Raw genomic sequence first — 22,007 nt, forward strand, 5'->3', positions numbered from 1 at the left:
GCCACGGCCGCGACCTCCGCGAGGTCCGGCGCGCCCGCGAGCGCCTGCGACACGCGCGGCTCCAGCTCGCCGGCGCGTTCCGGCAGCTCGGGCATCCGGTCGCGGGCGGCCGGGTCCGACAGGGCGAGCAGCGCGATCCGCGCCGCGCAGTCGCGCGCGACCCCGGTCGCGCCCGCGGACAGGGCCCGCGCGTGGACGGCGAGTGCCAGCTCCAGCCCCAGGGAGGCGACGCCCGGCCCGAGGTCCCGCCAGACCCACTCCGGGACCTGGACGCCGGGCCGCGCCAGCAGCGCCGCCGCCGCGCCCTCCTCGTCCGCCGTGACGGGCGCGTCGCGCCGGCACAGCGCCAGCAGGGCCGCGGCGCCCTCCAGGACGGCCGGGTCGGGCGGCGCGGCACCGTCCGGAAGCGCCAACTCGCCGAGGGCGTCGAGGGCGGGGAAGTCGGCGTCCCGCCAGCACGCCGCGATGGCGCGGGCGAAGCGGGACGTCCCGTCCGTGCCCGTGAGGCCGGTGTGCAGGTCGACGGCCAGCGCGTGCGACGCGTGGTGCCGCACAGCGGCCCACACGTCGGGCGTGGTGCCGACCAGCCGCTGGGCGGCGCCGTCGGGATCGGCGGTGTAGGTGACGAACGACAGCCGCGCCGCCGCCGCGACCGGCAGCGAGTACGACACCACCGCGATCCAGCGCGCGATCAGCTCGACGTCGGCGGCGACCAGCACCACCCGGCCGTGGCCGCGGCCGAGGACGCCGGTGACCGCGTCGACCAGCCGCGCCAGGGTCCCGTACGCGTCGGACGGCCCGGACACCGCGAGCCACGCGGCGAGCGAGTCGGGGTCGAGCGCGGCGCCCGGCGCGAGATCGTCCAGTTCGCCGAGGTCGGCGTCGCCCGGCAGAGGCGTCCACAGCGGCGCGTGCCACAGCTCGGCAGGGCGCAGCCCCTCCAGCTCCTCGGGCTCGGCCACCACCGCGTGCGCGAAGAAGTTGCCGTACCGGCCGGAGTAGTCGCGGCCCAGGTAGCGGCAGCGCAGCAGCAGCGGACGGCCGTCCACCCGGTCGTACAGCAGCGAGACGGGGAACCCGCTCAGCTCCGCGTCGTCGGGGGACAGCGGCGCGTCCGGCGGCGGGCGGTACGACATGTACGGCGTGACGGCGGCGCGCACCCCGTCGGGCAGGCCGGGCGTCTCGGCGACGAACTGGAACCCGGCGCGGCCGGTCGGCCCGCGCCGCGCGGAGGTGTAGTGCAGCTGCCACGCCACGGTCACGAACCTCCCGGCCGGACGCCGTCGAGCATCCCGAACCGGTACAGCAGCCACAGCAGCGGGTCCTCGGCGCGGTGGGGGCGGACGCCGCCGGCGCCGACCCGTCCGTCCTCGGGGACGCCGCCGAGCGCCGACAGCCCGAACAGCGCGTGGTCGGCGTACTGCTGCCCGAGGTAGGTGTCGAGCTGTCCGGCCTGCCAGTCGTGCAGCAGTGCCCGGACCTGCTCGTTCACGGCGTCGCGGTCGTCCAGGTCGAGCACGCCCGCGCCGGACGGGGACCGCCGCAGCGCCGACTGCCGCAGCAGGTCGGGACGCAGCGCGTCGATCTTGGTGAGCGCGACCGCGACCGGCACCGGCAGCGGCTCGCCCGGACGGGTGCCGTGCCGCTGCCGCAACGCGTCGGTGACCCGCGCGATGATGTTCAGCGGCTCGCTGTCGGGATCGTCGCCGGAACGGGGCTCGGGCACGGTGTCGGAGATCCCGGACCGCGCACCGGGCAGTTCCAGCGGATCGACGAGGAAGATGATCGCGTCCGCCGCCTCCAGGTAGCGCAGGTGCAGGTCGGTGACCTCGCGGCTGCGCAGGTCCTCGCCGGCGGTGTCGAACAGCACCAGCGCGAGCGAGTCGTTGCGCGCCCGCGCGAACCGGCCCTGCAGAAACCGGCCGGCCCGCGTCCGCGTCAGCAGGTACACCAGCGGCTCGCGCGGGCCGGTGGCGGCGCTCGCGGTCGTGGGCAGCAGCCGCCGCTCCTCCAGCAGCGGGCGCGCGAAGTCGCGCTTGTAGCGCTCGATGGTCCGGTCGTCGCACGCCACGAGCGAGGCGTCCAGTTCCGTGCCGACGCGGTTCATCAGCTCGTGCAGCAGCACCGCGATGTAGGTGCTCTTGCCGGCGTTCTTCGCGCCGACCAGCGCGACGATGCGGCCGGGGGAGTCGCAGTACGCCGACGGCAGCGGGTTATGGCATTCCGGGCACGCCCGGTTCCCGGTCGGCACCCCGCACGCGGGGCAGTCGGCGCGGCCCTTGCGCCCCGGCGCGATGAACACCGGCGGCAGCGACGCGCCCGCCGTCGACCCCGTGTAGGCGGCCAGTTCCTCGTCCAGGACGGGCGCGCAGCCCTGCCGCCGCCCGGCCTGCCCGCGGCAGCGGAACAGGATGCGCTGCGGCGCGACGGACGCGAAGCAGTACGGGCAGGTGACGCCCTGCCGCGGGAAGAGCCGCGCGGACGCGCCGGGCAGCCGGGCGAGGGGTCTGGTCATCACGGGACCTGGAGTCGGCGGATCGGGGGATCGGTGAGTTCGATGACATCATCATCGGCGAAGCAGCGCAGCCAATACGGCCCGGAAGCGCGCGGAACGGCCACCGACAACTCGCCCGGCACCGGCACATGCTCCCATGTGCCGAGCGTCTCGCCGTCGCCCGCGCGGTGCGGCATCACCCGGCCGCGCCGCAGTACCAGCGACAGCCGCGCCACCCGCAGCGGCCGCGCGCAGGTGAACCGGAGCGTCAGCGACCGCCGCCACGGCGGACCCGACCGCTCCAGGTCGTAGCGGACGACGGTGCGCGCCTCGACCTCCGCCGTCACCGCCGGGCCGGTCACGCGAGTCCCGCCGACGGTGCCGGCCGCCGTCACCGTCAGCTCGACCGGCTCGTCCTCGGGGACGGGCAGCCGGACGCCGCCCTGCGTGTCGTAGGCGGCGCGCGTGACGGTCTCGCGCCGCGTCCCCTCGGACCCGGACGAGCGGAGCGGGTCGCGGCCGACCCGGTACACCAGGTCGACCTCCGCGACGTCCGGCGGCCAGTCGAACCCGACGTGCACGTGGTCGCCGCGCCGCTCGGCGACGAGGCGGCGCGGCGGCGGCAGGTTCACGTGCCGGTGGTAGGCGCCGATCGCGGCGGTGCCCTCGGCGACCGTGACGGCCAGCAGCCAGCCGCCCGCGCCGGGCCGCACCGCGAGCCCGCCCGCCGTCGGCGTGCCCGCGAGCCGCCGCGTCTCGCGCCGCACCTCCTCCACCGGGACCAGCGCGCTGCGCGGCCACGGCGGCGGACCGGCCGACAGCACCAGCTCCACCGTCCCGTGCGCGGGCGGCGCGAACCGCACCCGCAGCACGCCCGGGTCGGACGGATCGGGCTCGGCGTCCAGCTCGTACACCGGCTCGGGCGGCGCGCTCGGCGTCACCGACGCCCGCACGCCCGGCGTGGCGACCTCCCGCCCCGCCCCGTCCAGGTAGACCGCGCTGACCCGGTAGTGGTGGGTGCGGCCGTTCGGGACCCGCTCGCGGAACCCCTCGCGGCCCGCCTCGACCAGTGTCCCGTCGCGGACGACGACGACGCGCGCCGCCTCGGGCGGGCACCGCCACCGGCCGGTGACCTGCCCGTCCCCGGACAGCAGCTCCACCTCGCGCGGCTCCGGCCGCACAACGACCGGCCCCGCCACGGCCGGCGGAGCGGCGGCCTCACCACGCACCGCGACGGCGCCGTAGTACAGCGGCACGTTCACCGGCGGCCGCTCGTCGCGGTCACCGGCGATCGCCTCGCCGTCACCGGCTCCGCGCGGCGGCCGTCCCGCCCGCCGCACCAGCTGGTAGCCGACCTCGCCGGCGGTCGACGGCGACACCTCCCACGACAGCCGCACTCCGGTGCCGTCCGGGTCGACGTCCGCGTGCAGTGCCGGGACGGGACGCGGCGGCAGCCGGCGCTGGTGGTCGCGGGCGCCGGGCAGGTCGCGGACGAGGCGCAGCGCGTCGGCGAGCAGCCGCCACGCCCGGTCCGGGTCGGGATCGGCGGCGGCGGTCTCGCGCAGCCGCAGCGCCGTGTCGAGGCGGTGCCGCGCCTCGGCGGCGAGCACCTCCTCCTCCGACGGTTCGCTCTCGGTGGTGCCCGGGACCCCGGACGCGTCGGCCAGCTCCGACGCCGCGTACACCTCGCCCGCGTCCAGCAGCGCGCGCAGCCGCCCGGCCAGGCCGCCGCCCGCGGCCGTCTCCCGGACCACCGCGAACACCAGCCGCCGCGCGTCCTCGGCGTGGACGCCGAGGTCCTCGGTCGCGTACCGCAGCAGCGCCCGCTCGGACGCGCGCTGCCGGAACCGCTCCCGCAGCCGGTCCACGATGTCGTACCGGACGAGTTCGGTGAGGTCGGCGCCCGACCGCTGCGCCGCCAGGATCGTCCCGGCGTGCGTGGTGCTGGTGTCGCGGCTGCGGCGCGCCCACTCGTCGTCGGCGGCGGCGACCGCGTCCGCGTCGAGCCGCAGCAGCCCGCCGCGCATCGCCGTCGCGCCGGGCGCGCCCGGCGTCGCGGGCGCGGCGAAACCGTCCAGCACCCGCATCGGGCCGGCGATCCGCGCCCCGAACAGGAAGTCGGCCAGGTGCCGCTTGCCCAGCACGCCCAGCGACTCGCGCACCTTCCGGTACGCCGGGTAGGGCGCGGCGGACGGCAGCGCGTCCGGCTCCAGCACGGCGATGCCCTCGGCGGCGGCCAGCGCCTCCAGCTCCGACCGCGCTATCCCGCCCGTCCGGGCGATCGCGTCGACCTCGGCGGGCGTCGCCATCCGCAGGAACCCGGCGGCGTCCGCCAGCCCGGCGCGGGCCTGGGCGCGGCGCCGCTCCGTGCGCTCCCGGCCGCCCGCCAGGCGCTGCTGGAGCGCGCGCATGTCGCCGCGCCCGGCGGCGGTGAACAGCGGCGCCAGCTCCCGGTGCTCGGCCTCCAGCCGGTCGATCAGCCGGCGGTACTTCAGCTGGCCGCGCGCCCGCCGCCAGCACTGGCGCACCTGCTTCACCCGCGCCTCGACGCCCGGCGCCGTCAGCGGGTCGGCCAGCGCGTACCGGACGCGCAGGTCCTCGGGCGGCTGGTCGCCCGCGGCCCGCGCCGGCTCCAGCACCTCCCGCCGGTACTCCTCGTCGAACGTCACCGAAGGCGCCGGATCAGCTCACCTGGACGCGGGAGAGGGCCTTGCGGGAGCGCTCGACCTCCTCCTCCGACATCCCCCCGACGTCCACCTTCAGCTCCAGCCGCTCGCCGGACTCCTTCTCCACCGCGGTCACGTTCAGCAGCCCCGACGAGTCGAGCGTGAACGTCACCCCGATCGGCCAGCCCGCCTTCTTGCCCGGCGGGACGCGGATCTCCCCGGTCGCGATCTCGGTGTTGTCGATCAGCTCGGCGGACTCGACGCTGCCCGCCTGCTCCATCACCCGGACGTCGGCGGAGGTCTGGTCGTCGTAGACGGTGAAGAAGTCCTCGGTGCGGGCCGCGGGCAGCTCGTCGTTGGCGTGCACCAGGTGCGCGACGTGCTCGGCGCCGGAGTCGCGGTCGACCACCACGATCCCGAACGCGTGCGAGGCGACCGTGCGGATCTGCCGCCCCGCGATCTGCTTCTGCTGCTCGGCCGACAGCCCGGCGCGGCTCGCCATCTCCTCGGCGCGCTCGGCGTCGCCCTCGCGCATCAGCCGCCGGTAGGTCTCCTCGAACGCGTACAGCGCGGCGCCCTTGGCGACGGCGAGGTCCGGGTCCTGCAGGCGGGGCGACAGCCCGAGCTCGGTCTCCAGCCGCGCCGCCACCACCGGCATCTTCGTCGACCCGCCGACCAGCACCAGGTCGTCGTAGTCGTGCACGCCCTTCTCGGCGGCCGTCGACAGCGTCCGCCCGGTGATCTCCACGGTGCGGTCGAGGAGGTCCTTGGTGAGCTCCTCCAGCTTCTCCCGCGTCACCTCGATCGCCGCGACCCGCCCGGCGTGCATCACCCGGACGGTGTGCGCGGTGCGGGTGGTCAGCGCCTTCTTGGCGTCCTCGGCGTCCCGGCGCAGCTGCTGCTCGGTCTGCTTGTCGTCCAGCGGGTCGCCCGCGTCGGGGTGCTCCGCGCCGAACCGCTCCGCCAGGTACTCCACCAGCCGCGCGTCCCAGTCGGCGCCGCCGAGCTCGTGGTCGCCGTCGGTGCAGATCACCTCGATGTGCCCGCCGCGCAGCGCGATGACGGTCGTGTCGAACGTGCCGCCGCCGAGGTCGTACACCAGGATCGTCCGGTCGGCGTCGGGGTTCAGCACCCCGTAGGTGATCGCGGCGGCGATCGGCTCGGACACGATGTCGATGACGTTCAGCCCCGCGATCCGGCCCGCCTTGCGGGTCGCGTCCCGCTCGGCCGCGCCGAAGTAGGCCGGGACGGTGATGACGACGTCGCGGGCCTCCTCGCCGGTCGTCGTGCGCGCGTCCGTCGCCAGCTTCAGCAGGATGAACGCCGACAGCTCCTCGGGCGTGAAGTCGATCCCGTGGATCGGGCGCGTCACGTCCCGGCCCATGTCCCGCTTGATCAGGCTGACGACGTTGTCGGGCTCCAGCACCGCGGTGTCCTTCGCGGTCGCGCCGACGACGACGTTCTCGCCGCTCTCGAAGTACACCACCGACGGCGTGGTGTCGGTGCCCTCCAGGTTCCGCAGGACCGCCGGCCGCCCCACGTCGTCGATCGAGGCAATGCAGGAGTACGTGGTTCCCAGGTCGATCCCGTAGACAGCCATGTCCCTCTCACCCATCGGTGCCGAGTCGGTTGTTCGTCGTCTCGCCGGGCCCGGCCGCGCGGTGGCGGCCCGACCCGGCCCTGACGGCGGGCGCGGTGCCGCGCGCGGTGTCGTCCGGGGCGCCGCCCGCCGTCCTCCCCTCCAGGTGCGCGTCCTCCTGCGCGTCCGCGGTCCCGTTCGCCTTCCGGTCGAGCCGGCCCACGGTGACGGCCGCCTTGCGCAGCACCCTGCCGCCCTGCTCGAAGCCGTCCGCCTGGACCTCGGTCACCGTGCCGTCGCGGGACGGGTCGGCGACCGCGGCGACGGCGACGGGCCGGTGCCGGGACGCGTCGTACGGCTCGCCGGGCCGGGCGGTGAACCGCTCGGCGCCCAGCCGGGCCAGCGCGTCGGCCACGTCGTCGGCGACGGCGCCGAACAGCCCGGCGGTGCGGACCGGGTCGGGCGGCTCGGCGAGCCCCGGCTCCGCCAGCCGGCACGCCTCGCGGCGGGCCTGGTCGTGCAGCCGGTACAGCGCGGTGCGGACGGGCTCCAGCATCGCCTGCAGCTCCCCGCGCCGCAGCCGCTGGTTCTCCTCGTGCAGCCGGTCGATGACGGCCTCCCGGTGCGCGGCGCGCTCGTGCTCGCGGTCCAGCCGCGCGGTCAGCCCCGCCAGGGCCTCCCTGACCTCGGCCTCGAACGCGGCGCGGCCGTCGCCCCCGGGCTCCGGCTCCGGCGCTGCCGTGACCTGCGTGACCTCTGTGACCTCCGTGCCTTCTGTGGCCGCGGCGGCGCCGTCCACCACCGGCGCCGTCGCGTCGTCCGTGCCCGTTTCGGCCCCGGCGTTGACTGTGCGATCCCCGTCGCTCGACACGTGCAGTCACCTTAATGATGAGGAGGCAGAGGCGATAGGCCTGCGGTTGACCTTCATTGGACTCTAGTTTGACGCCTCCCCGCCATTCCAGCACCGACTTCTTCGCGTCGACACGGATGGGTAACACGTGAGAAACGCGTCTCGCGGAAGCTGGGCGAGACCCATGGAGAAGGAGGTGGCGATGTTGCTGCGGATCCGTGTCCGGCTGCCCGACCGCCCGGGCTCGCTGGGGCAGGTGGCGCGCACGCTGGGCGCCGCGGGCGCCGACGTCGTCCAGATGGCGGTATTGGAACGCGACAACGGGCGGGCGCTGGACGATTTCACCGTCCTGTGGCCCGCGGGGGCCGGCGTCGAGCGGCTGCGCGACGGGCTCGGTTCGGTGCCCGGTGTCGAGATCTTCGGCATCTGGCCGACGGTCGAGCCGCAGGGCGCGTTCCCCGACGCCGCCGTGATCGGCCAGATCGCGGCGCTGCCCGAGCGCGGGGCCGCGACGCTGGCCGACGCCGTCCCGGGCATCCTCAGTGCCGACTGGGCGGGGCTCGCCGAGCTGGGGGAGCAGGACTCCGCGGTGCTGGTGCACGCCAGCGTCGGCGGGATGGTGGGCACCGAGCTGCCGGTGCTGCCGCCGCTGCGGCCCCGCGCCTTCACCGCGCCGGACGGCACCGAGTACGCGGTCTGCCCGCTGTCGGCGGGCCGCGCCGCGATCGTCGTCGCGCGGACGGGGGCGCCGCCCTTCCACCGGACGGAGGTGCTGCGGCTGGAGCAGCTGGTGGACGCGGCGGAGGCGGTGCTGGCCACCGACGTCGTGCGGACGTCGTGAGGAGGCCCCGGTGTCCCGGCGGGCCCCGGTGTCCCCGGCAGGCCCTGGTGTTCCGGCAGGCTCCGGTGTTCCGGCAGGCCCTGGCGTCCCGGTCGAGGTAGTTCTAGAGTCGCATTCTAGGATTTGTCACGTTCCAGGAGGCGACCGATGGCCGAACTGCTCCGCCCGCACGCCGACGCCCGGCCGGACGAGCCCGCGCTGACCGACGAACGCGGCACCACCACCTGGCGGGAGCTGGACGCCAGGACCGACCGGCTGGCGAACGCGCTGCGCGGCCTGGGGCTCGCCACCGGCGACGTCATCGCGATCCACTCCGGCAACCGCCGCGAGTTCTTCGAGGCGATGTGCGCCGCCGGCCACACCGGCCTGCGCTACGTCCTGGTCAACTGGCACTGGACCGCCGACGAGCTGCGCTATGTCCTCCAGGACGCCAAGGCCCGCGTGCTGTTCTCCGAGGACGCCTTCGGGGACGTCGCGCGGGAGGCGTCCGACGGTCTCGGCCTCACCGCGCGGATCGCCTTCGGCGGCCCGGTCGACGGGTTCGCCCCCTACGAGGACTTCCTCGCGACGGGCGCCCGGGAGGAGGTCTCCGACCCGTCCACCGGGCTGCCGATGTTCTACACCTCCGGCACCACCGGCCGCCCCAAGGGCGTCACCCGCAAGCTCACCGACGCCGGCGGGCCGATCGAGAACGCCAGGCTGCTCGGCGACCTCATGGCGGGCGTCCTGCAGATCCCCGAGCACGGCCGCACCCTCCTGGTCGGCCCCGCCTACCACTCGGCGCAGTGGCTGTGGTCGCACGTGTTCCTGCTCGGCGGCCGGTCGGTGGTGATGCGCCGGGGTTTCGACGCCGCCGAGACGCTGCGGCTCATCGACGAGCACGCGATCACGAACGTGCACCTGGTGCCGACCCAGTTCGTCCGGCTGCTGCGGCTGGACGAGGCGGCCCGCAAGGCGTTCGGCGGCTCCAGCCTGAAGGTCGTCTGGCACGGCGCCGCGCCCTGCTCCCCGGACGTCAAGCGCCGCATGATCGACTGGTTCGGCCCGATCGTGCACGAGTACTACGGCTCCACCGAGGCGTCGGTGAACAGCGTCATCACCGCCTCCGAGTGGCTGGAGCGGCCCGGCAGCGTCGGCCGCCCGCTGCCCACCACCGAGGTGCACATCCTGCGCGAGGACGGCGAGCCCGCCGCGCCGGGGGAGCGCGGCCAGATCTGGTTCCGCTACGCCAGCGGCGACGACGTGGAGTACTGGGGCGACGAGGAGAAGACCCGCTCGGTGCACCGCGCGAACGGGCTGTTCACCACCGGCGACGCCGGATACCTCGACGAGGACGGCTACCTGTTCCTCGCCGACCGGGTCATCGACATGATCATCAGCGGCGGGGTGAACATCTACCCGGCCGAGATCGAGGGCGTGCTGATCACCCATCCGGCCGTCCGGGACGTGGCGGTGTTCGGCGTCCCGGACGAGGAGTTCGGCGAGCAGGTGAAGGCCGCCGTCGAACTCGCCGACGGCGCCGAGCCGTCCGGCGCGCTCGCCGCCGAGCTGGTCGAGCACGTCCGCGCGTCGCTCGCCGGCTACAAGGCCCCGCGCTCGGTCGACTTCGTCGACGCGATGCCGCGCACCCCCACCGGCAAGCTCTACAAGCGCCTCCTCCGCGACCCCTACTGGCAGAACGCCCGTTGAGTTGCGGCGAGTCGTCGTTATGGCGGGCCGCATAACGACGACTCGCCGCAACTCAACGAAGGAGGGCGAGGACGGTGTCGAGGTCGGTCAGGCCGGCGTCGGAGCCGAGGCCCTGGGCGACGGTCGCGGCGGCGGCGGTGCCCCAGCGGGCGGCCTCCAGGACGTCCTCGCCCCGGCCGAGGGCGGTGATGAACCCGGCGCAGTAGGCGTCGCCGCAGCCGGTGGTGTCGACGACCTCGACCGGCAGGGCGGGCAGCCGGTGCACGCCGTCGGCGGTGGCGACGAGGCTGCCCTCCGCGCCGAGCGTGACGACGATCGTGGCCGGCCCCTCGGCGAGCAGGGCGCGGGCGGCCTTCTCCGGGTCGTCCTCGCCCGTCATCGCGGCGGCCTGCTCCTCGTTGGGCAGGAAGTGGTCGACGTGGGGGAGGAACGTGGCGGCGCCCCGCACCAGGTCGGGCATGTTGGACAGCAGGTCCATCGTGACGACCGTGCCGGACGCGCGGGCCGCGTCGAGCGCGGCGAAGAACTCCGGGTCGTTCAGCCCGAACGTGACGTCCGGGCCGCCGAGGTGGACGGCGTTCGCGGCGGCGAGCAGGCCGGGCTCGACCGCGCTCGCGGTGAGGGTGAGGTTCGCGCCGGGGACGTGGAAGCTCGGCCGGCCTCCGTCCGGGCGGATCGGCAGGATCGACGCGCTGGTCTGCTCGGCGGTGCGGCGGACGAGCCCGGTCACGTCGACCCCGTTCCGGGTCATGATCGTCACGAGCAGGTCGCCGAGGTCGTCGTCGCCGATCGCGCCGACCGAGACCACCCGGTCGCCCAGCCTCGCGAGGGCGACGGCGGTCCCGGCGGCGGCGCCGGCGGCGGTCACCCTGATCTGGTCGACGACCACGGTGTCCTGGCCGTCGGGGATGCCCTCGACGGGGCGGGCCAGCACGTCCAGGATGTGCGCTCCGACCGTGACCACTGTTGCCATGCCGGGTCTCCCTCGTGATCGTCAGGGCCGTAGCGTACGACGGGCAGGGCCTAGAACGTGAGAGGGATTCGCATGTTGCTGGAGGACGAGCGCCGCGCGCTGTGCGCGGTGGGCCGCAGGCTGGCCGAGACGGGCCTGGTGACCGGCGCGTCCGGGAACGTCAGCGTCCGGTCGGGGGACCTGGTCGCGGTGACGCCGGGCGGGATGATGCTCGACCGGATGCGGCCGGAGGACTGCCCGGTCGTGAACCTGGACGCCCGGCTCGTGGACGGCGATCGGGCCCCCTCGTCGGAGACCCCGATGCACCTCGCGCTGTACCGCGAGACGCCCGCGGCGGCGGTCGTCCACACGCATTCGACGTACGGGGCGGTCGTGGCGACGACCATGACCGAGCTGCCGCCGATCCACTACAACACGCTGTTGCTGGGCGGCGTGGTGAGGGTCGCCGAGTACGCCACGTACGGGACGCCGGAGCTGGCCGAGAACGTCCGGGTCGCGATGGAGGGCGGCAAGCGCGCCGCGCTCATGGCCAACCACGGCGGCGTCACGATCGGCCGCGACCTGGACGAGGCGTTCGAGAACGCGCGGCTGCTGGAGTGGCTGTGCGGCGTCTACGTGCGGGCGAAGATGATCGGCGAGCCGCGGATCCTGACCGACGAGCAGCTGGCGAAGGTGGTCGAGCGAGGCCTCACGCCGCCGGAGTTCCCGCCTGTGTAACCTAGCGCTTGCTAGGTCACCTGGGAGGTCCCGTTGCCGTTCGTCCTGATCGACAAGCCGCGCCCGCACGTCACGCTCATCACCCTCAACCGGCCCGAGCGGATGAACGCGATGGCGTTCGACGTCATGGTCCCCTTCCGCGAGGCCCTCGAAGAGGTGAGCCGCGACAACGACACCCGCGCCGTCGTCATCACCGGCGCCGGGCGCGGCTTCTGCTCCGGCGCCGACCTGGAGTCGCCGGGCGCGCTCCCGGGCATCGAGGGGCTGACGCTGTCGACGATCGCGCTGCGCTCGATGGAGCTGCTGGACGACGTCGTCCGCGCGATGCGCCGCGTCCACCAGCCGGTCATCGCGGCGATCAACGGACCGGCGATCGGCGGCGGCCTGTGCCTCGGCCTGGCCGCCGACATCCGGCTGGCCTCGGAGACCGCGCTGTTCCGCGCCGCCGGGATCAACAACGGGCTGACCGCGAGCGAACTCGGCCTCAGCTACCTGCTGCCGCGCGATCGGCGCGTCCCGCGCGTTCGAGATCATGCTGTCGGGCCGGGACGTGGATGCCGCCGAGGCCGAGCGGATCGGCCTGGTCTCCCGCACCGTCCCCGGCGACAAACTGCTCGACGCGTCCTACGACCTCGCCGAGCGGATCGCCGCGTTCAGCCGTCCTGGCGTCGAGCTGACCAAGCGGTCGCTGTGGTCCGGCCTCGACGCGTCGAGCCTCGAGGCGCACATGGGCCAGGAGGGCCTCGGGCAGCTGTACGTCCGGCTCACCACGCAGAACTTCGACGAGGCCATCGCGGCCCGCAGGCAGAACCGCCCGCCCGACTTCAAGGACTGATGCTGGGATCCGGCGCCGCGCCGTGGCAGGCTGCCGCCCATGCCCAGGCTTTCGCCGGACGACGCGTGCCGGCTGCTCGCGAGCGCTCCCGTCGCGCGGCTCGCGACCGTCGGGGAGGACGGCCGGCCGCACCTCGTCCCCGTCACCTTCGCCGTGCACCGCGGCTCGGTCTACACCGCCGTCGACCACAAGCCGAAGAGCACCCGCGACCTGCGGCGGCTGGCCAACATCCGCGCCAACCCGCGCGTCGCGCTGCTCGCCGACCACTACGAGGACGACTGGGACCGGCTCTGGTGGGTCCGCGTCGACGGCCACGCCGCCGTGGTCGAGGACGACGCGCGCCGCGCCGAGCCCGTCCGGCTCCTCGCCGGCCGGTACGCCCAGTACCGGGACCGTCCGCCCGAGGGGCCGGTCATCGCGGTCACCATCGACGCCTGGACGGGCTGGACCGCCGTCCCCTAGATCCCGGCGTCGAAGGCGCGGACGGCCTCGGTGATCTCGGCGGGGAACTCCGCGTGGGGGTGGTGGCCGGCGCCGTCGAGCATGACGACCTTGCCGTCCAGCCGTCCGGCGACCCACTCGGCCTCGGCGGCCGGGTCGGGCCAGTCGATGTCGCCGGTGCCCATGATGACCAGGACGGGCGCGGTGACCTTGTCCAGCCGCGCTTCGGCCTCGGCGTGCGACATGCTCATGTAGGACGCGATGACCTTGCCGCCGCCGTGCTGCTTGAGGTTGGCCTTCAGTTGCGCCGCGTGCTCGTCGAAGTCGGCCGGGCGCTTCGGCTCCCACTTGGGGTAGTACGACATGTACAGCGGCACCGCCAGGCCGGGGATCCGGAACAGCGCCATGGTCAGCTTCTGCGCGAGGCCGGCCTTGCCGTCCCGGACGAACGGCGCCGCCAGCACCAGGCCCTTGATCAGCTCGGGCGCCTCGGCGGCGGCGTAGACGGCCGCGGCCGCGCCGTTGGAGCAGCCGTAGACCAAGGCCGGGCCGGCGTCCAGGTGCCGCAGCAGCGCCATCAGGTCGTGGGCGAGCGGGGTGCTGCCGTACTCGGGCCAGTCGGCGCTGGTCTCGCCCATCCCGCGCTGGTCGACGGTGACGACCCGGTATCCGGCCCCGATGAGGGCCGGCTTGAGGAACCGCAGCTGCGAGCGCGTGTCGAGCATGGACGGCAGGCACACGATGAGCTGCCCCTCGCCGCCGTCGTCGTAGGCGAGGCGCCCGCCGGGGAGGTCGAGGTACTGCGTCTGGTCGCTCATCGCGCGCTCCGTTGTTCGGTGTAGCTCTATGGCTAAGAAGATTAGCTTTCAAGCTACGCGAGGTCAACCCCCTTGCGAGCTGGTTTCGCGCGGCCGTCCGGTGGTCAGTCCCAGGCGGCGCCGATCCGGGTCAGCTCGGCCGCGTACTCGATCCGCCCGGCCCACTCCCGCGGCCAGGCGTCCATGCCGAGGCGCGCGCCCGCGAACGCGCCCGCCAGGCACGCGACCGAGTCGGAGTCGCCGGAGCTGGCGGCGCCGCGCCAGATCGCCTCGACGGGCTCGTCCGGGAACAGCAGGAAGCACAGCAGGCCGGTGGCGAGGGCCTCCTCCGCGCACCAGCCCTCCCCGGTGATCTCGCACGGGTCGGACGCGCGGTCGCCCCGCGCGACGGCCTCGTCCAGCCGGTCGAGGACGTTCAGGCACTCGTCCCAGCCGCGCGCGATGAACGTCTCCGGCGCGTCCATGCCGGGCTGCTGCCACAGCGTGCCGAGCCACCGCTCGTGGTAAACGGTCCGCTGCTCATGGCAGCGGGCGCGCAGCGCGGCGGGCAGGTCCCCGGGCGCCATCCCGTCGGCCAGCCACCGGACGGCGAACGCCGTCAGCTCGCTCGCCGCCAGCCCGGTCGGATGCCCGTGCGTCATCGCCGCCTGCAACTGCGACGCGCCGGCGCGCGTCTCGTCCGACAGGTCCGGGACGAGCCCGACCGGGGCCACCCGCATGTTCGCGCCGCAGCCCTTCGAGCCGGCCACGGTCGCCTCCACCCACGGCTTCCCCGCGGCCAGGCCGCGGCACGCCCGCAGGCACGTGTGGCCGGGCGCCCGGTTGTTGTCGGGGCTGTCGAGCCAGTCGACGAAACGCCGCCGCCACATCGGCGCGACCAGGTCCGGCGTGAACGGGGGGTTCTCCAGGGCGTCCAGGAGGGCGAGGCCGACCGCGATCGCCATCTGCGTGTCGTCGGTGACGAGCGCGGGATCGCCGTTCAGCTGCGTCGGCCCGTGCTCGCCGAACCGCCGCCGGATCTGCTTCATGTCGAGGAACTCGGTCGGCGCCCCCAGGGAGTCCCCGTACGCCAGCCCGAACATCGCTCCGCTCGCCCGCATCATGGGCGACATTGTTCCTCAGTCCCCGTAAGCTCCCCGATAACTCCCGGGCGTCATCCCGTAGCAGCGGACGAACCACCGCGTCAGATGGCTCTGGTCGGCGAACCCGGTCGCCGCCGCGACGTCCCCGATCGGCTCGCCGCGCGCCAGCCGGCGCCGCGCCGCTCGCAGCCGCAGCTGCCGCTGGTAGTCGCTCGGCGCCATCCCGTACGCCCGGCGGAACGCCCGGTACAGCGCGAACCGGCTGCACCCCGCCGCCTCCGCCAGCTCGTCCGCGCCCACATCGTTCAGGTAGGACTCCTCCAGGCGGTGCCGGGCGCGCGCGGCGGCCCCCGACGACGGCCCGACGCGCAGCCGATCGGACGCGGCCCGGTTCACCATCGCGCCGACCGTCGCGGTGAGCAGCTCGTCCCGCCGCAGCGCCGGGGCCCCGCCGAGCAGTGCCGCGTGCAGCGCCCGCAGGTTTCGCGCGAGCGCCGGATCGCCGACCACCGGGGCGTCGAACAGCGGGAGCCCGGCCGGACGCCCCGCGATGTCGGCCAGCACCCCGGACACCAGCTCCGGCCCGATGTGCACGATCCGGTAGGTGAAGCCCAGCTCGTCCGCCGCGTGGCCGTCGTGCGGATCGTCCGGGTTGAACGCGATGACCATCCCGGCGGCGCTCGTGTGCGCGCCGCCCCGGCACCTGAACGCCTGGTAGCCGTCCTCGGTGACGCCGAACGAGTACGTGTCGTGGCTGTGCCGGTGGTAGACGTGCCGCTCGAAGTGCGCGTGCATCGCCTCCAGCGGGCGGTCCGCCGACCGCCAGTACCTGCTCCAGTCCACGTCTCCAGTCTGGCCCGCTTCCGGTCCGGCTCGGCGCACGAGCGTTCAAGACCGCCGCCCGCGCGTCCCGGCAGCCTGGACGGCATGCGCTTCGACACCAAGATCGGCATCGTCGTCCGCGACGACCTGGCCGCGTGGCAGCGGCTCAACGTCACCGCGTTCCTGGCGAGCGCGGTGGCGGGGGGAGTGCCCGGCGTGATCGGCGACCCCTACGAGGACGCCTCCGGCAACGCCTACCTCGCGATGTTCCGCCAGCCCGTCCTGATCTACGAGGCCGGCGCCGACGCCGTCAAGGCCGCCCACGCGCGGGCGCTCGCCCGCGACATGGACGTCGCCGTCTACATCGAGGACATGTTCAAGACCGGTCACGACGAGGCCAACCGCGCCACCGTCCGCGCCGTCACCGCCGAGGACATGCCGCTCGTCGGGTTCGCCGTCCACGGCCCGAAGAACGGCGTGGACAAGGCCCTGAAGGGGCTCAGGCTGCACCCGTGATGCCGGCGAGCGCGGCGAGGCGCTCGCGGTGCGCGTCCGGCGACCCGAACAGCTGCCGCGACGACTGCGCGCGCTTGAAGTACAGGTGCGCGTCGTGCTCCCAGGTGAACCCGATGCCGCCGTGCAGCTGGATCGCCTCGCCCGCCGTGTGGAAGTAGGCGTCCGAGCAGTACGCCTTCGCCAGCGCCGCCGCGTGCGGCAGTTCCTCCGGGCTCTCGTCGGCGGCGGCCGCCGCGTTCAGCACCGCCGACCGCGCCGACTCCACCAGCACGAACATGTCCGCGCAGCGGTGCTTGATCGCCTGGAACGACCCGATCGGCCGCCCGAACTGGTGCCGCACCTTCGCGTACTCGACCGTCATGTCCAGGGTCCGCTGCGCGCCGCCGAGCTGCTCGGCCGCCAGCGCCACCGCCGCGACGTCCAGGGCGTGCCGGACCGCGTCCGCGCCGCCGACCTTCCGCGCCGGCGTCCCGTCGAACCCGATCCGCGCCAGCTTCCGCGTCTGGTCGAGCGTCGGCATGGACGTCCTGGTCATGCCCTCGGCGTCCGCGTCCACCGCGTAGAGCCCGACGCCGCCGTCGTCCTTCGCCGCCACGAGCACGAGCCCGGCGACGCAGCCGTCGACCACGAAGCTCTTGGTGCCGCGCAGAGCGCCGCCCTCGACCCGCGTCTCCACGGCATCGAGATCCCAGCTCCCGCCGTCCTCCGCGACCGCGAGCGTCGCGATGGTCGACCCGTCCGCGATGCCGGGCAGCAGGTCGTGCCCGCCGTCCCCGGCCCGCAGCGCCGCCGCGGCCGTGATCGTGGCGAGGAACGGCGCGCAAACGACGGCCCGCCCCATCTCCTCGAACACGACGGCCAGCTCCCGCACGCCGAAGCCCGCGCCGCCGTGCTCCTCGGGAATCGCCAGGCCCTGCAGCCCCAGCTGCTCGGCCATCTGCGCCCACACCTTGGGGTCGTAGCCCTCGGCCGTCTCCATCAGCCGCCGCACCTCCGCGGACGGCGACCGGTCGGCGAAGAACCGCCGCAGCGCGTCGCGCAGCTCCCGCTGTTCCTCGGTGACGACGAGCTCCATCCGGCGGCCTCCCTGACCCGGCACGTGTACGACGGTCGCCCATCCTCCCGCCCCGCCCCCGCCCGGGGACCCCCGCTCCCGCTCACCGGGACGCCCCGAACCCCGTTCACTTGCGGCGAGTCGTCGTTATGAGCCGCCCCAGAACGACGACTCGCCGCAAGTCGACGGTTACGCGTCCCAGTCGTGTGGGCCGAGGACGTAACCCTTCGGGGTCGAGTGCAGATGGTTGACCGACACCAGGTGGCCCAGCGCGGCCCAGAGGTCCTCCTCGGGCGCATCCATCAGCCGCTCGAGCGTCTCGAAGTCGGCCGCGCGGCCCTCGACGTCGATCTCCGCCACGGTCTCGTACACCGCCAGCTCGAAGTCGTTCAGCTCCTGAACGTCCCCGCGCCCGGCATCTTGCTCGTCCATGACGAGAACCTGCCCGCTCCCCGCCGTTCTATCTGCTCGATGAGGACGGGTCTGCCTGGCGATCACGGAGTGCACCTGAACCGTCGCACACTGCATGCAGGTTCCTCCGGGCAAAAGGAGAAGGGCGTGAGGACGCGGTCGCCGGTGACGCCCCATGGTCACCGCCCGGTGGTCTGGCCCATCAGGTGCCGTTCGGCAGGGGGCTGCCGTTGCCAGAGCCGTATGGGATCGAGTTGGAGACGTCCGAGTTCGCGTGAGGTGGGGGGACGCCGTGCGGGCGGGCGTCCCAGGCGAGGCGCCGGGTCAGCCGTAGCGCTTCATCTCGTGGAAGAAGCCGGGGATCGTGTGCAGGTTTCCGGCGGCGGTGACCTGGTCGTGGACGTACTTGGCGACGGCGAGGTCGAGCACGCCGAGGCCGAACGGGGAGAAGATGACCGGCTTGTCGGCGGGCGGGGTGGTGGCGCCGGTGAGGACGTCGTAGAGGGTGCCGGCGACGAAGCCGCGGTCGCCGGTCTTCTGCTCGGCCAGGTGCGGTGACGTGTTGGCCTTCAGGCAGTGCTCCACGTCGTCCACGATGTTGTAGGCGGAGAGGATGATCTCGGGGGAGAGGTCGCGCAGCGACACGTGCAGGACGAGCGGGTTGTGCGCGAACCAGGCCGGGTCGGTGACGTGGGGCTCGCCGGCGACGGTGGCGAAGACGACCAGGTCGGACGAGCGGATCAGGGACTCGGCCGAGTCGTGGACGGTGACGGCGCCCTTCTCGGAGCGTTCGAGGTAGCCCTTGAAGCCCTCGGCATGCTCGCGCGAGAGGTCGTGGATCCCGAGCTCGTCGAAGGCGAAGCCGTTGCCCGCAAGGTAGGTGTGGATGTACCGGGCGATGAGGCCGACGCCGATGAACCCGACGCGGCGGGGCCGGTCGCCGCGCTTGTCGGCGAGGGTGGCGGCGGCGAGGGACGCGGACGCGGCGGTGCGCGCGGCGGAGATGATGGAGCTCTCCAGGCACGCGAACGGGTAGCCGGTCTCGGCGTCGTTGAGGATCAGCACGGCGGACGCGCGGGGGACGCCGTTCGCGACGTTGTCGGGGAAGCTGGAGATCCACTTGATGCCGTGCACGTCCACGTCGCCCTTGACCGAGGCGGGCAGCGCGATGATCCGGTCGGACGGCCGGTCGGGGAAGCGCAGGAAGTAGGAGTCGGGGTTGACGGTCCGCCCCTCGCCGTGCAGCCGGTAGGCGGCCTCGACCATGCCGATGACCTGCTCCTCGCGCCCGGCGATCGCGTCGTGCACCTGGGCGCCGGAGATCACGGCGAACGTGGGGGCCTGCGTCATGGGGGAACTCCGTGTCCTTTTCGCGGTGCTCGGGATGATCAGACGCCGAGAATACCGGCGGCCGGGAGATCGAGGCCGGGGAGCAGTTCCCCGAAGTGCTCGCCGAGCCAGGTCTCGTCGTAGATGGAGTCGAGGTAGCGCTCGCCGAGGTCGGGCGCGATGGCGACGGCGACCGGCTCCTCGCCGGGGTACTTGGCGTCCAGCCAGCGGGACGCGCCGGACACCACGGTGCCGGTCGAGCCGCCGAACAGGAACCCGCGCGAGGCGAGGGTGTGCACGGTGCGGATCGTGTCCCGTTCGGCGACGTGCACGACGTCGTCGACGTAGGACTCGTCGACCAGGGCGGGCCGGGCGCTGGTGCCGAGGCCGGGCACGAGGCGCCGCTCTGGGATGCCGCCGAAGGTGACCGAGCCGACCGCGTCGATCGCCACGATCGTGACGGGGCGGCGGTGCTCGCGGAAGTAGCGGGCGCAGCCCATGAGGGTGCCGGTCGTGCCGGCGCCGACGAAGAGGACCTCCAGGTCGGGGAACTGCCTGTCGATCGCCGGTGCGGTCCCGCGGTAGTGGGCGAGCCAGTTGTTGCGGTTGGCGTACTGGTTCAGCCAGACGTACCCGTCGTCGGTCTCGCACAGGTCCCGGACGTACCGGATGCGGCTCTCTAGGAAGCCGCCGTTGGCGTCGGTCGCGGAGATGACGCGGACCTCGGCGCCGAGCGCGCGCATGAGCCGGACGGAGGCGGGGTTGCAGCGCGGGTCGGTGACGCAGACGAACCTCAGCCCGCGGTCGGCGGCGATCAGGCTGAGCGCGATGCCGAGGTTGCCGGAGGAGGACTCCACGATCGTCGAGCCGGGGGTGAGCACGCCGTCGCGTTCGGCGGCCTCCACCATCGCGGCGGCGGCCTTCAGTTTCACCGACCCGGCGAAATTGAATCCCTCGCATTTGAGGAAGAGCGGACGGCCCGTGACGTGGCGCAGATCGACGTAAAGGTCGTCCACGTTGAAATCCTGCGGCGAGGTGATTATCGGCACGCTGTCACCCTTGAATGAAGAAACAATTCCCTCATCTTCCCCCGAGTACGCCGCGAGCCTCACGCCAGGGTCATGGCGGAGCCTCACCGTACCTTCGGGCATGTTCCGTCGCAACCCCCGATTACCGGCGAGTAGCATCCAATCCCCGCAATCCGGAGCGCCGTCTACCGGAGTCGGACATAAGCTATGACCTCCGCTTCTTTTGCCGATGACGGTGGAGAAGAACGACATCACGGAGAGTGAAGATGAGCGCTCGCGGTCCGGCCGTGGATCGGCTGCTGCCCCTGGACGGCCTGCCCGTCCTCGCCGTGCCCGCGGGCGAGGCGGAGCGGGCGCGGGAGCTGGCGGTGCGGCACGGGATGGTGTGCGAGCGCCCGGTCGACCTGCCCGATCCGGTCATCACCCGGGTGGAGCGGTTCGCCGCCGAGCAGGACCGGCCCGCGGTGGCCGATCGGACCCGGACGCTGTCCTATGCCGGGCTCGCGCAGGAGGCGCGCCGGCTGGCCGCGCTGCTGGAGGACGCGGGCGTCGAGCCCGGCACCGTGGTCGGCGTCGGCGGCGCGCGCTCCGCCGCGGTGGTCGCGGCGTTCCTGGCCATCGAGCTGATCGGCGCGCTGTACGTGCCGGCCGACGAGACCTGGCCGGCGGGCCGCGTCCGCGATGTCCTCGACCAGGCGGGCGCGTCCGTGCTGGTCGTCGTGGACGAGGGGGAGTGCGCCCCGGCGCTGCTGGAGGGCGTCGCCGAGGCCGGCTGCCGGGTGCTGCGGGCGGCGGACGCGGCGGGCCTCGCGCCCTGGGCCGGCGCGCCGCGCCTGGACGCGCCGGACCGCCCCCGGTACGTGCTGTTCACCTCCGGGTCCACGGGCCGGCCGAAGGGCGCGGTGGTCGAGCACCAGGGGATGGTCAACCACCTCTGGGGGAAGATCGTCGACCTGGGGCTGACCGGGGACGACGTGGTGGCGTTCACCGCGCCGCTCGGCTTCGACATCTCGATCTGGCAGATGCTGTGCCCGCTGCTGGTCGGCGGCCGGGTCGACGTGGTCGGCGACGAGGTCGCGCACGACCCGGTCGCCTTCGCCCGCGCGGTGGACGCGCAGGGAATCACGGTGGTCGAGCTGGTCCCGACCATGGTCCGGCACCTGCTGGACGACCTGCCCGACGCCTCCGAAGGAAGCCTGGGCGGCCTCCGCTGGATGATCGCCACCGGCGAGGAGCTGCCGGCGGAGCTGGCGCGCCGCTGGCTGGAGGCGATGCCGCACGCGGGGCTGCTCAACGCCTACGGCCCCACCGAGTGCTCCGACGACGTCACCCACCACACCGTGACCGCCGGGGACCTGGACCTGCTGCGGCTGCCCATCGGCGCCCCCATCGTCAATGCGCGCCTCTACGTCCTGCGGCCCCTCGACGAGGGGACGTGGGCGGCGTGCGACGTCGGCGAGACCGGGGAGCTGTTCGTCGGCGGCGTCGCCGTCGGCCGCGGCTACCTGGGCGACGACGCGCGGACCCGGGAGGCGTTCTACCGGGACCCGTTCGGCGGGTCGCCGACCGGCCGGCTCTACCGGACGGGCGACGCGGTGCGGCTGCTGCCCGCCGGGGCCGGCGGCGCGGACCGCCCCGTCCTGCAGTACCTGGGGCGGGTCGACCGGCAGGTGAAGATCTCCGGCGTGCGGATGGAGCTGGGCGAGATCGAGGCGGTGCTGCAGCGGCACCCCGCGGTGGGCGCCGCGGCGGTCGTCGTGCACGAGTACCCGGCCGGGTAGCGCGGGTGCCCGACGGAGATCTTTTAACGCTGCGTAATCGCATTGTCCGTGTTGAGTTGCCAACCTTTGTCACCGGATGAG

19 protein-coding genes and 2 pseudogenes are annotated in these 22,007 nt (G+C 74.0%); 8 read left to right on the top strand and 13 right to left on the bottom strand.

All coding sequences use genetic code 11. The features are described from left to right. The 5 genes from ABD296_RS37550 to ABD296_RS37570 form a co-directional block, all read right to left on the bottom strand. Positions 1 to 1,262 (bottom strand): GAP1-N2 domain-containing protein (locus tag ABD296_RS37550; protein WP_455363871.1); only part of this gene is annotated, 1,262 nt, incomplete at its 3' end. Continuing rightward, a complete protein-coding gene (locus ABD296_RS37555) occupies positions 1,259 to 2,515 on the bottom strand; it encodes a TRAFAC clade GTPase domain-containing protein (RefSeq protein WP_344278839.1) in 1,257 nt (418 codons plus the stop codon). The genes ABD296_RS37550 and ABD296_RS37555, both read right to left, overlap by 4 nt. Further along, a complete protein-coding gene (locus ABD296_RS37560; protein ID WP_344278842.1) occupies positions 2,515 to 5,163 on the bottom strand; it encodes a hypothetical protein in 2,649 nt (882 codons plus the stop codon). The genes ABD296_RS37555 and ABD296_RS37560 overlap by 1 nt, the downstream gene beginning before the upstream one ends. Before the next feature lie 13 nt (positions 5,164 to 5,176). After that, a complete protein-coding gene (locus ABD296_RS37565) occupies positions 5,177 to 6,760 on the bottom strand; it encodes an Hsp70 family protein (protein WP_344278845.1) in 1,584 nt (527 codons plus the stop codon). 7 nt (positions 6,761 to 6,767) lie between these two features. Further along, positions 6,768 to 7,610 (bottom strand): nucleotide exchange factor GrpE, encoded by an 843-nt coding sequence (locus ABD296_RS37570; RefSeq protein WP_344278848.1) that lies wholly within the window; start codon positions 7,608 to 7,610, stop codon positions 6,768 to 6,770. Between the two features lie 181 nt (positions 7,611 to 7,791). Here ABD296_RS37570 and ABD296_RS37575 point away from each other — a divergent pair, with 181 nt between their 5' ends. Next, the gene (locus ABD296_RS37575; RefSeq protein ID WP_344278851.1) at positions 7,792 to 8,430 is read left to right on the top strand and encodes an ACT domain-containing protein; all 639 of its coding nucleotides are present in this window, start codon (positions 7,792 to 7,794) and stop codon (positions 8,428 to 8,430) included. 147 nt (positions 8,431 to 8,577) lie between these two features. Then, positions 8,578 to 10,119 (top strand): AMP-binding protein, encoded by a 1,542-nt coding sequence (locus ABD296_RS37580; RefSeq protein ID WP_344278854.1) that lies wholly within the window; start codon positions 8,578 to 8,580, stop codon positions 10,117 to 10,119. 52 nt (positions 10,120 to 10,171) lie between these two features. On the opposite strand, the gene ABD296_RS37585 is transcribed toward ABD296_RS37580, so the two are convergent. Then, complete coding sequence (locus ABD296_RS37585) at positions 10,172 to 11,092, bottom strand: carbohydrate kinase family protein (RefSeq protein ID WP_344278857.1); 921 nt, start codon at positions 11,090 to 11,092, stop codon at positions 10,172 to 10,174. Positions 11,093 to 11,164: 72 nt separating this feature from the next. Between ABD296_RS37585 and ABD296_RS37590 the strand changes: the two genes are divergently transcribed. The 4 genes and pseudogenes from ABD296_RS37590 to ABD296_RS37605 all read left to right on the top strand — a co-directional run bounded on the left by ABD296_RS37590 (position 11,165) and on the right by ABD296_RS37605 (position 13,106). Beyond that, the gene (locus ABD296_RS37590) at positions 11,165 to 11,809 is read left to right on the top strand and encodes a class II aldolase/adducin family protein (RefSeq protein WP_344278860.1); all 645 of its coding nucleotides are present in this window, start codon (positions 11,165 to 11,167) and stop codon (positions 11,807 to 11,809) included. 126 nt (positions 11,810 to 11,935) lie between these two features. After that, positions 11,936 to 12,253: pseudogene (locus tag ABD296_RS50710) on the top strand (enoyl-CoA hydratase-related protein); the annotation flags it as partial. A gap of 55 nt (positions 12,254 to 12,308) precedes the next feature. After that, a pseudogene (locus ABD296_RS37600) lies at positions 12,309 to 12,644 on the top strand (enoyl-CoA hydratase-related protein); the annotation flags it as partial. Positions 12,645 to 12,683: 39 nt separating this feature from the next. Beyond that, a complete protein-coding gene (locus ABD296_RS37605; RefSeq protein ID WP_344278866.1) occupies positions 12,684 to 13,106 on the top strand; it encodes a TIGR03668 family PPOX class F420-dependent oxidoreductase in 423 nt (140 codons plus the stop codon). Here the strand turns inward: ABD296_RS37605 and ABD296_RS37610 are convergent. From ABD296_RS37610 to ABD296_RS37620, 3 genes are all read right to left on the bottom strand, one after another. After that, a complete protein-coding gene (locus ABD296_RS37610; protein WP_344278869.1) occupies positions 13,103 to 13,903 on the bottom strand; it encodes an alpha/beta fold hydrolase in 801 nt (266 codons plus the stop codon). The genes ABD296_RS37605 and ABD296_RS37610 overlap by 4 nt on opposite strands. Before the next feature lie 104 nt (positions 13,904 to 14,007). Continuing rightward, the gene (locus ABD296_RS37615) at positions 14,008 to 15,006 is read right to left on the bottom strand and encodes an ADP-ribosylglycohydrolase family protein (protein WP_344278872.1); all 999 of its coding nucleotides are present in this window, start codon (positions 15,004 to 15,006) and stop codon (positions 14,008 to 14,010) included. A 15-nt stretch (positions 15,007 to 15,021) separates the two neighbouring features. Then, complete coding sequence (locus ABD296_RS37620) at positions 15,022 to 15,828, bottom strand: AraC family transcriptional regulator (RefSeq protein ID WP_344278875.1); 807 nt, start codon at positions 15,826 to 15,828, stop codon at positions 15,022 to 15,024. A gap of 84 nt (positions 15,829 to 15,912) precedes the next feature. Here ABD296_RS37620 and ABD296_RS37625 point away from each other — a divergent pair, with 84 nt between their 5' ends. Next, positions 15,913 to 16,323 carry a DUF2000 domain-containing protein gene (locus tag ABD296_RS37625; protein WP_344278878.1) on the top strand — a complete coding sequence of 137 codons (411 nt, stop codon included), beginning with the start codon at positions 15,913 to 15,915 and terminating at the stop codon, positions 16,321 to 16,323. On the opposite strand, the gene ABD296_RS37630 is transcribed toward ABD296_RS37625, so the two are convergent. The 4 genes from ABD296_RS37630 to sbnA all read right to left on the bottom strand — a co-directional run bounded on the left by ABD296_RS37630 (position 16,307) and on the right by sbnA (position 20,133). Continuing rightward, positions 16,307 to 17,398: an acyl-CoA dehydrogenase family protein gene (locus ABD296_RS37630; protein WP_344278881.1), complete on the bottom strand. Its 1,092-nt coding sequence runs from the start codon at positions 17,396 to 17,398 to the stop codon at positions 16,307 to 16,309. The two genes, ABD296_RS37625 and ABD296_RS37630, sit on opposite strands and share 17 nt — an antisense overlap. 168 nt (positions 17,399 to 17,566) lie before the next feature. Continuing rightward, positions 17,567 to 17,809 (bottom strand): hypothetical protein, encoded by a 243-nt coding sequence (locus tag ABD296_RS37635; RefSeq protein ID WP_344278884.1) that lies wholly within the window; start codon positions 17,807 to 17,809, stop codon positions 17,567 to 17,569. Positions 17,810 to 18,112: 303 nt separating this feature from the next. Beyond that, positions 18,113 to 19,138 carry a 2,3-diaminopropionate biosynthesis protein SbnB gene (sbnB, locus tag ABD296_RS37640; RefSeq protein WP_344278887.1) on the bottom strand — a complete coding sequence of 342 codons (1,026 nt, stop codon included), beginning with the start codon at positions 19,136 to 19,138 and terminating at the stop codon, positions 18,113 to 18,115. A gap of 38 nt (positions 19,139 to 19,176) precedes the next feature. After that, positions 19,177 to 20,133 carry a 2,3-diaminopropionate biosynthesis protein SbnA gene (gene sbnA, locus ABD296_RS37645; RefSeq protein ID WP_344278890.1) on the bottom strand — a complete coding sequence of 319 codons (957 nt, stop codon included), beginning with the start codon at positions 20,131 to 20,133 and terminating at the stop codon, positions 19,177 to 19,179. A gap of 278 nt (positions 20,134 to 20,411) precedes the next feature. Here sbnA and ABD296_RS37650 point away from each other — a divergent pair, with 278 nt between their 5' ends. Next, a complete protein-coding gene (locus ABD296_RS37650; RefSeq protein WP_344278893.1) occupies positions 20,412 to 21,926 on the top strand; it encodes an amino acid adenylation domain-containing protein in 1,515 nt (504 codons plus the stop codon). Positions 21,927 to 22,007: the final 81 nt, after the last annotated feature.

The organism is Actinomadura napierensis (genome assembly GCF_039529375.1).
GTDB lineage: Bacteria > Actinomycetota > Actinomycetes > Streptosporangiales > Streptosporangiaceae > Spirillospora > Spirillospora napierensis.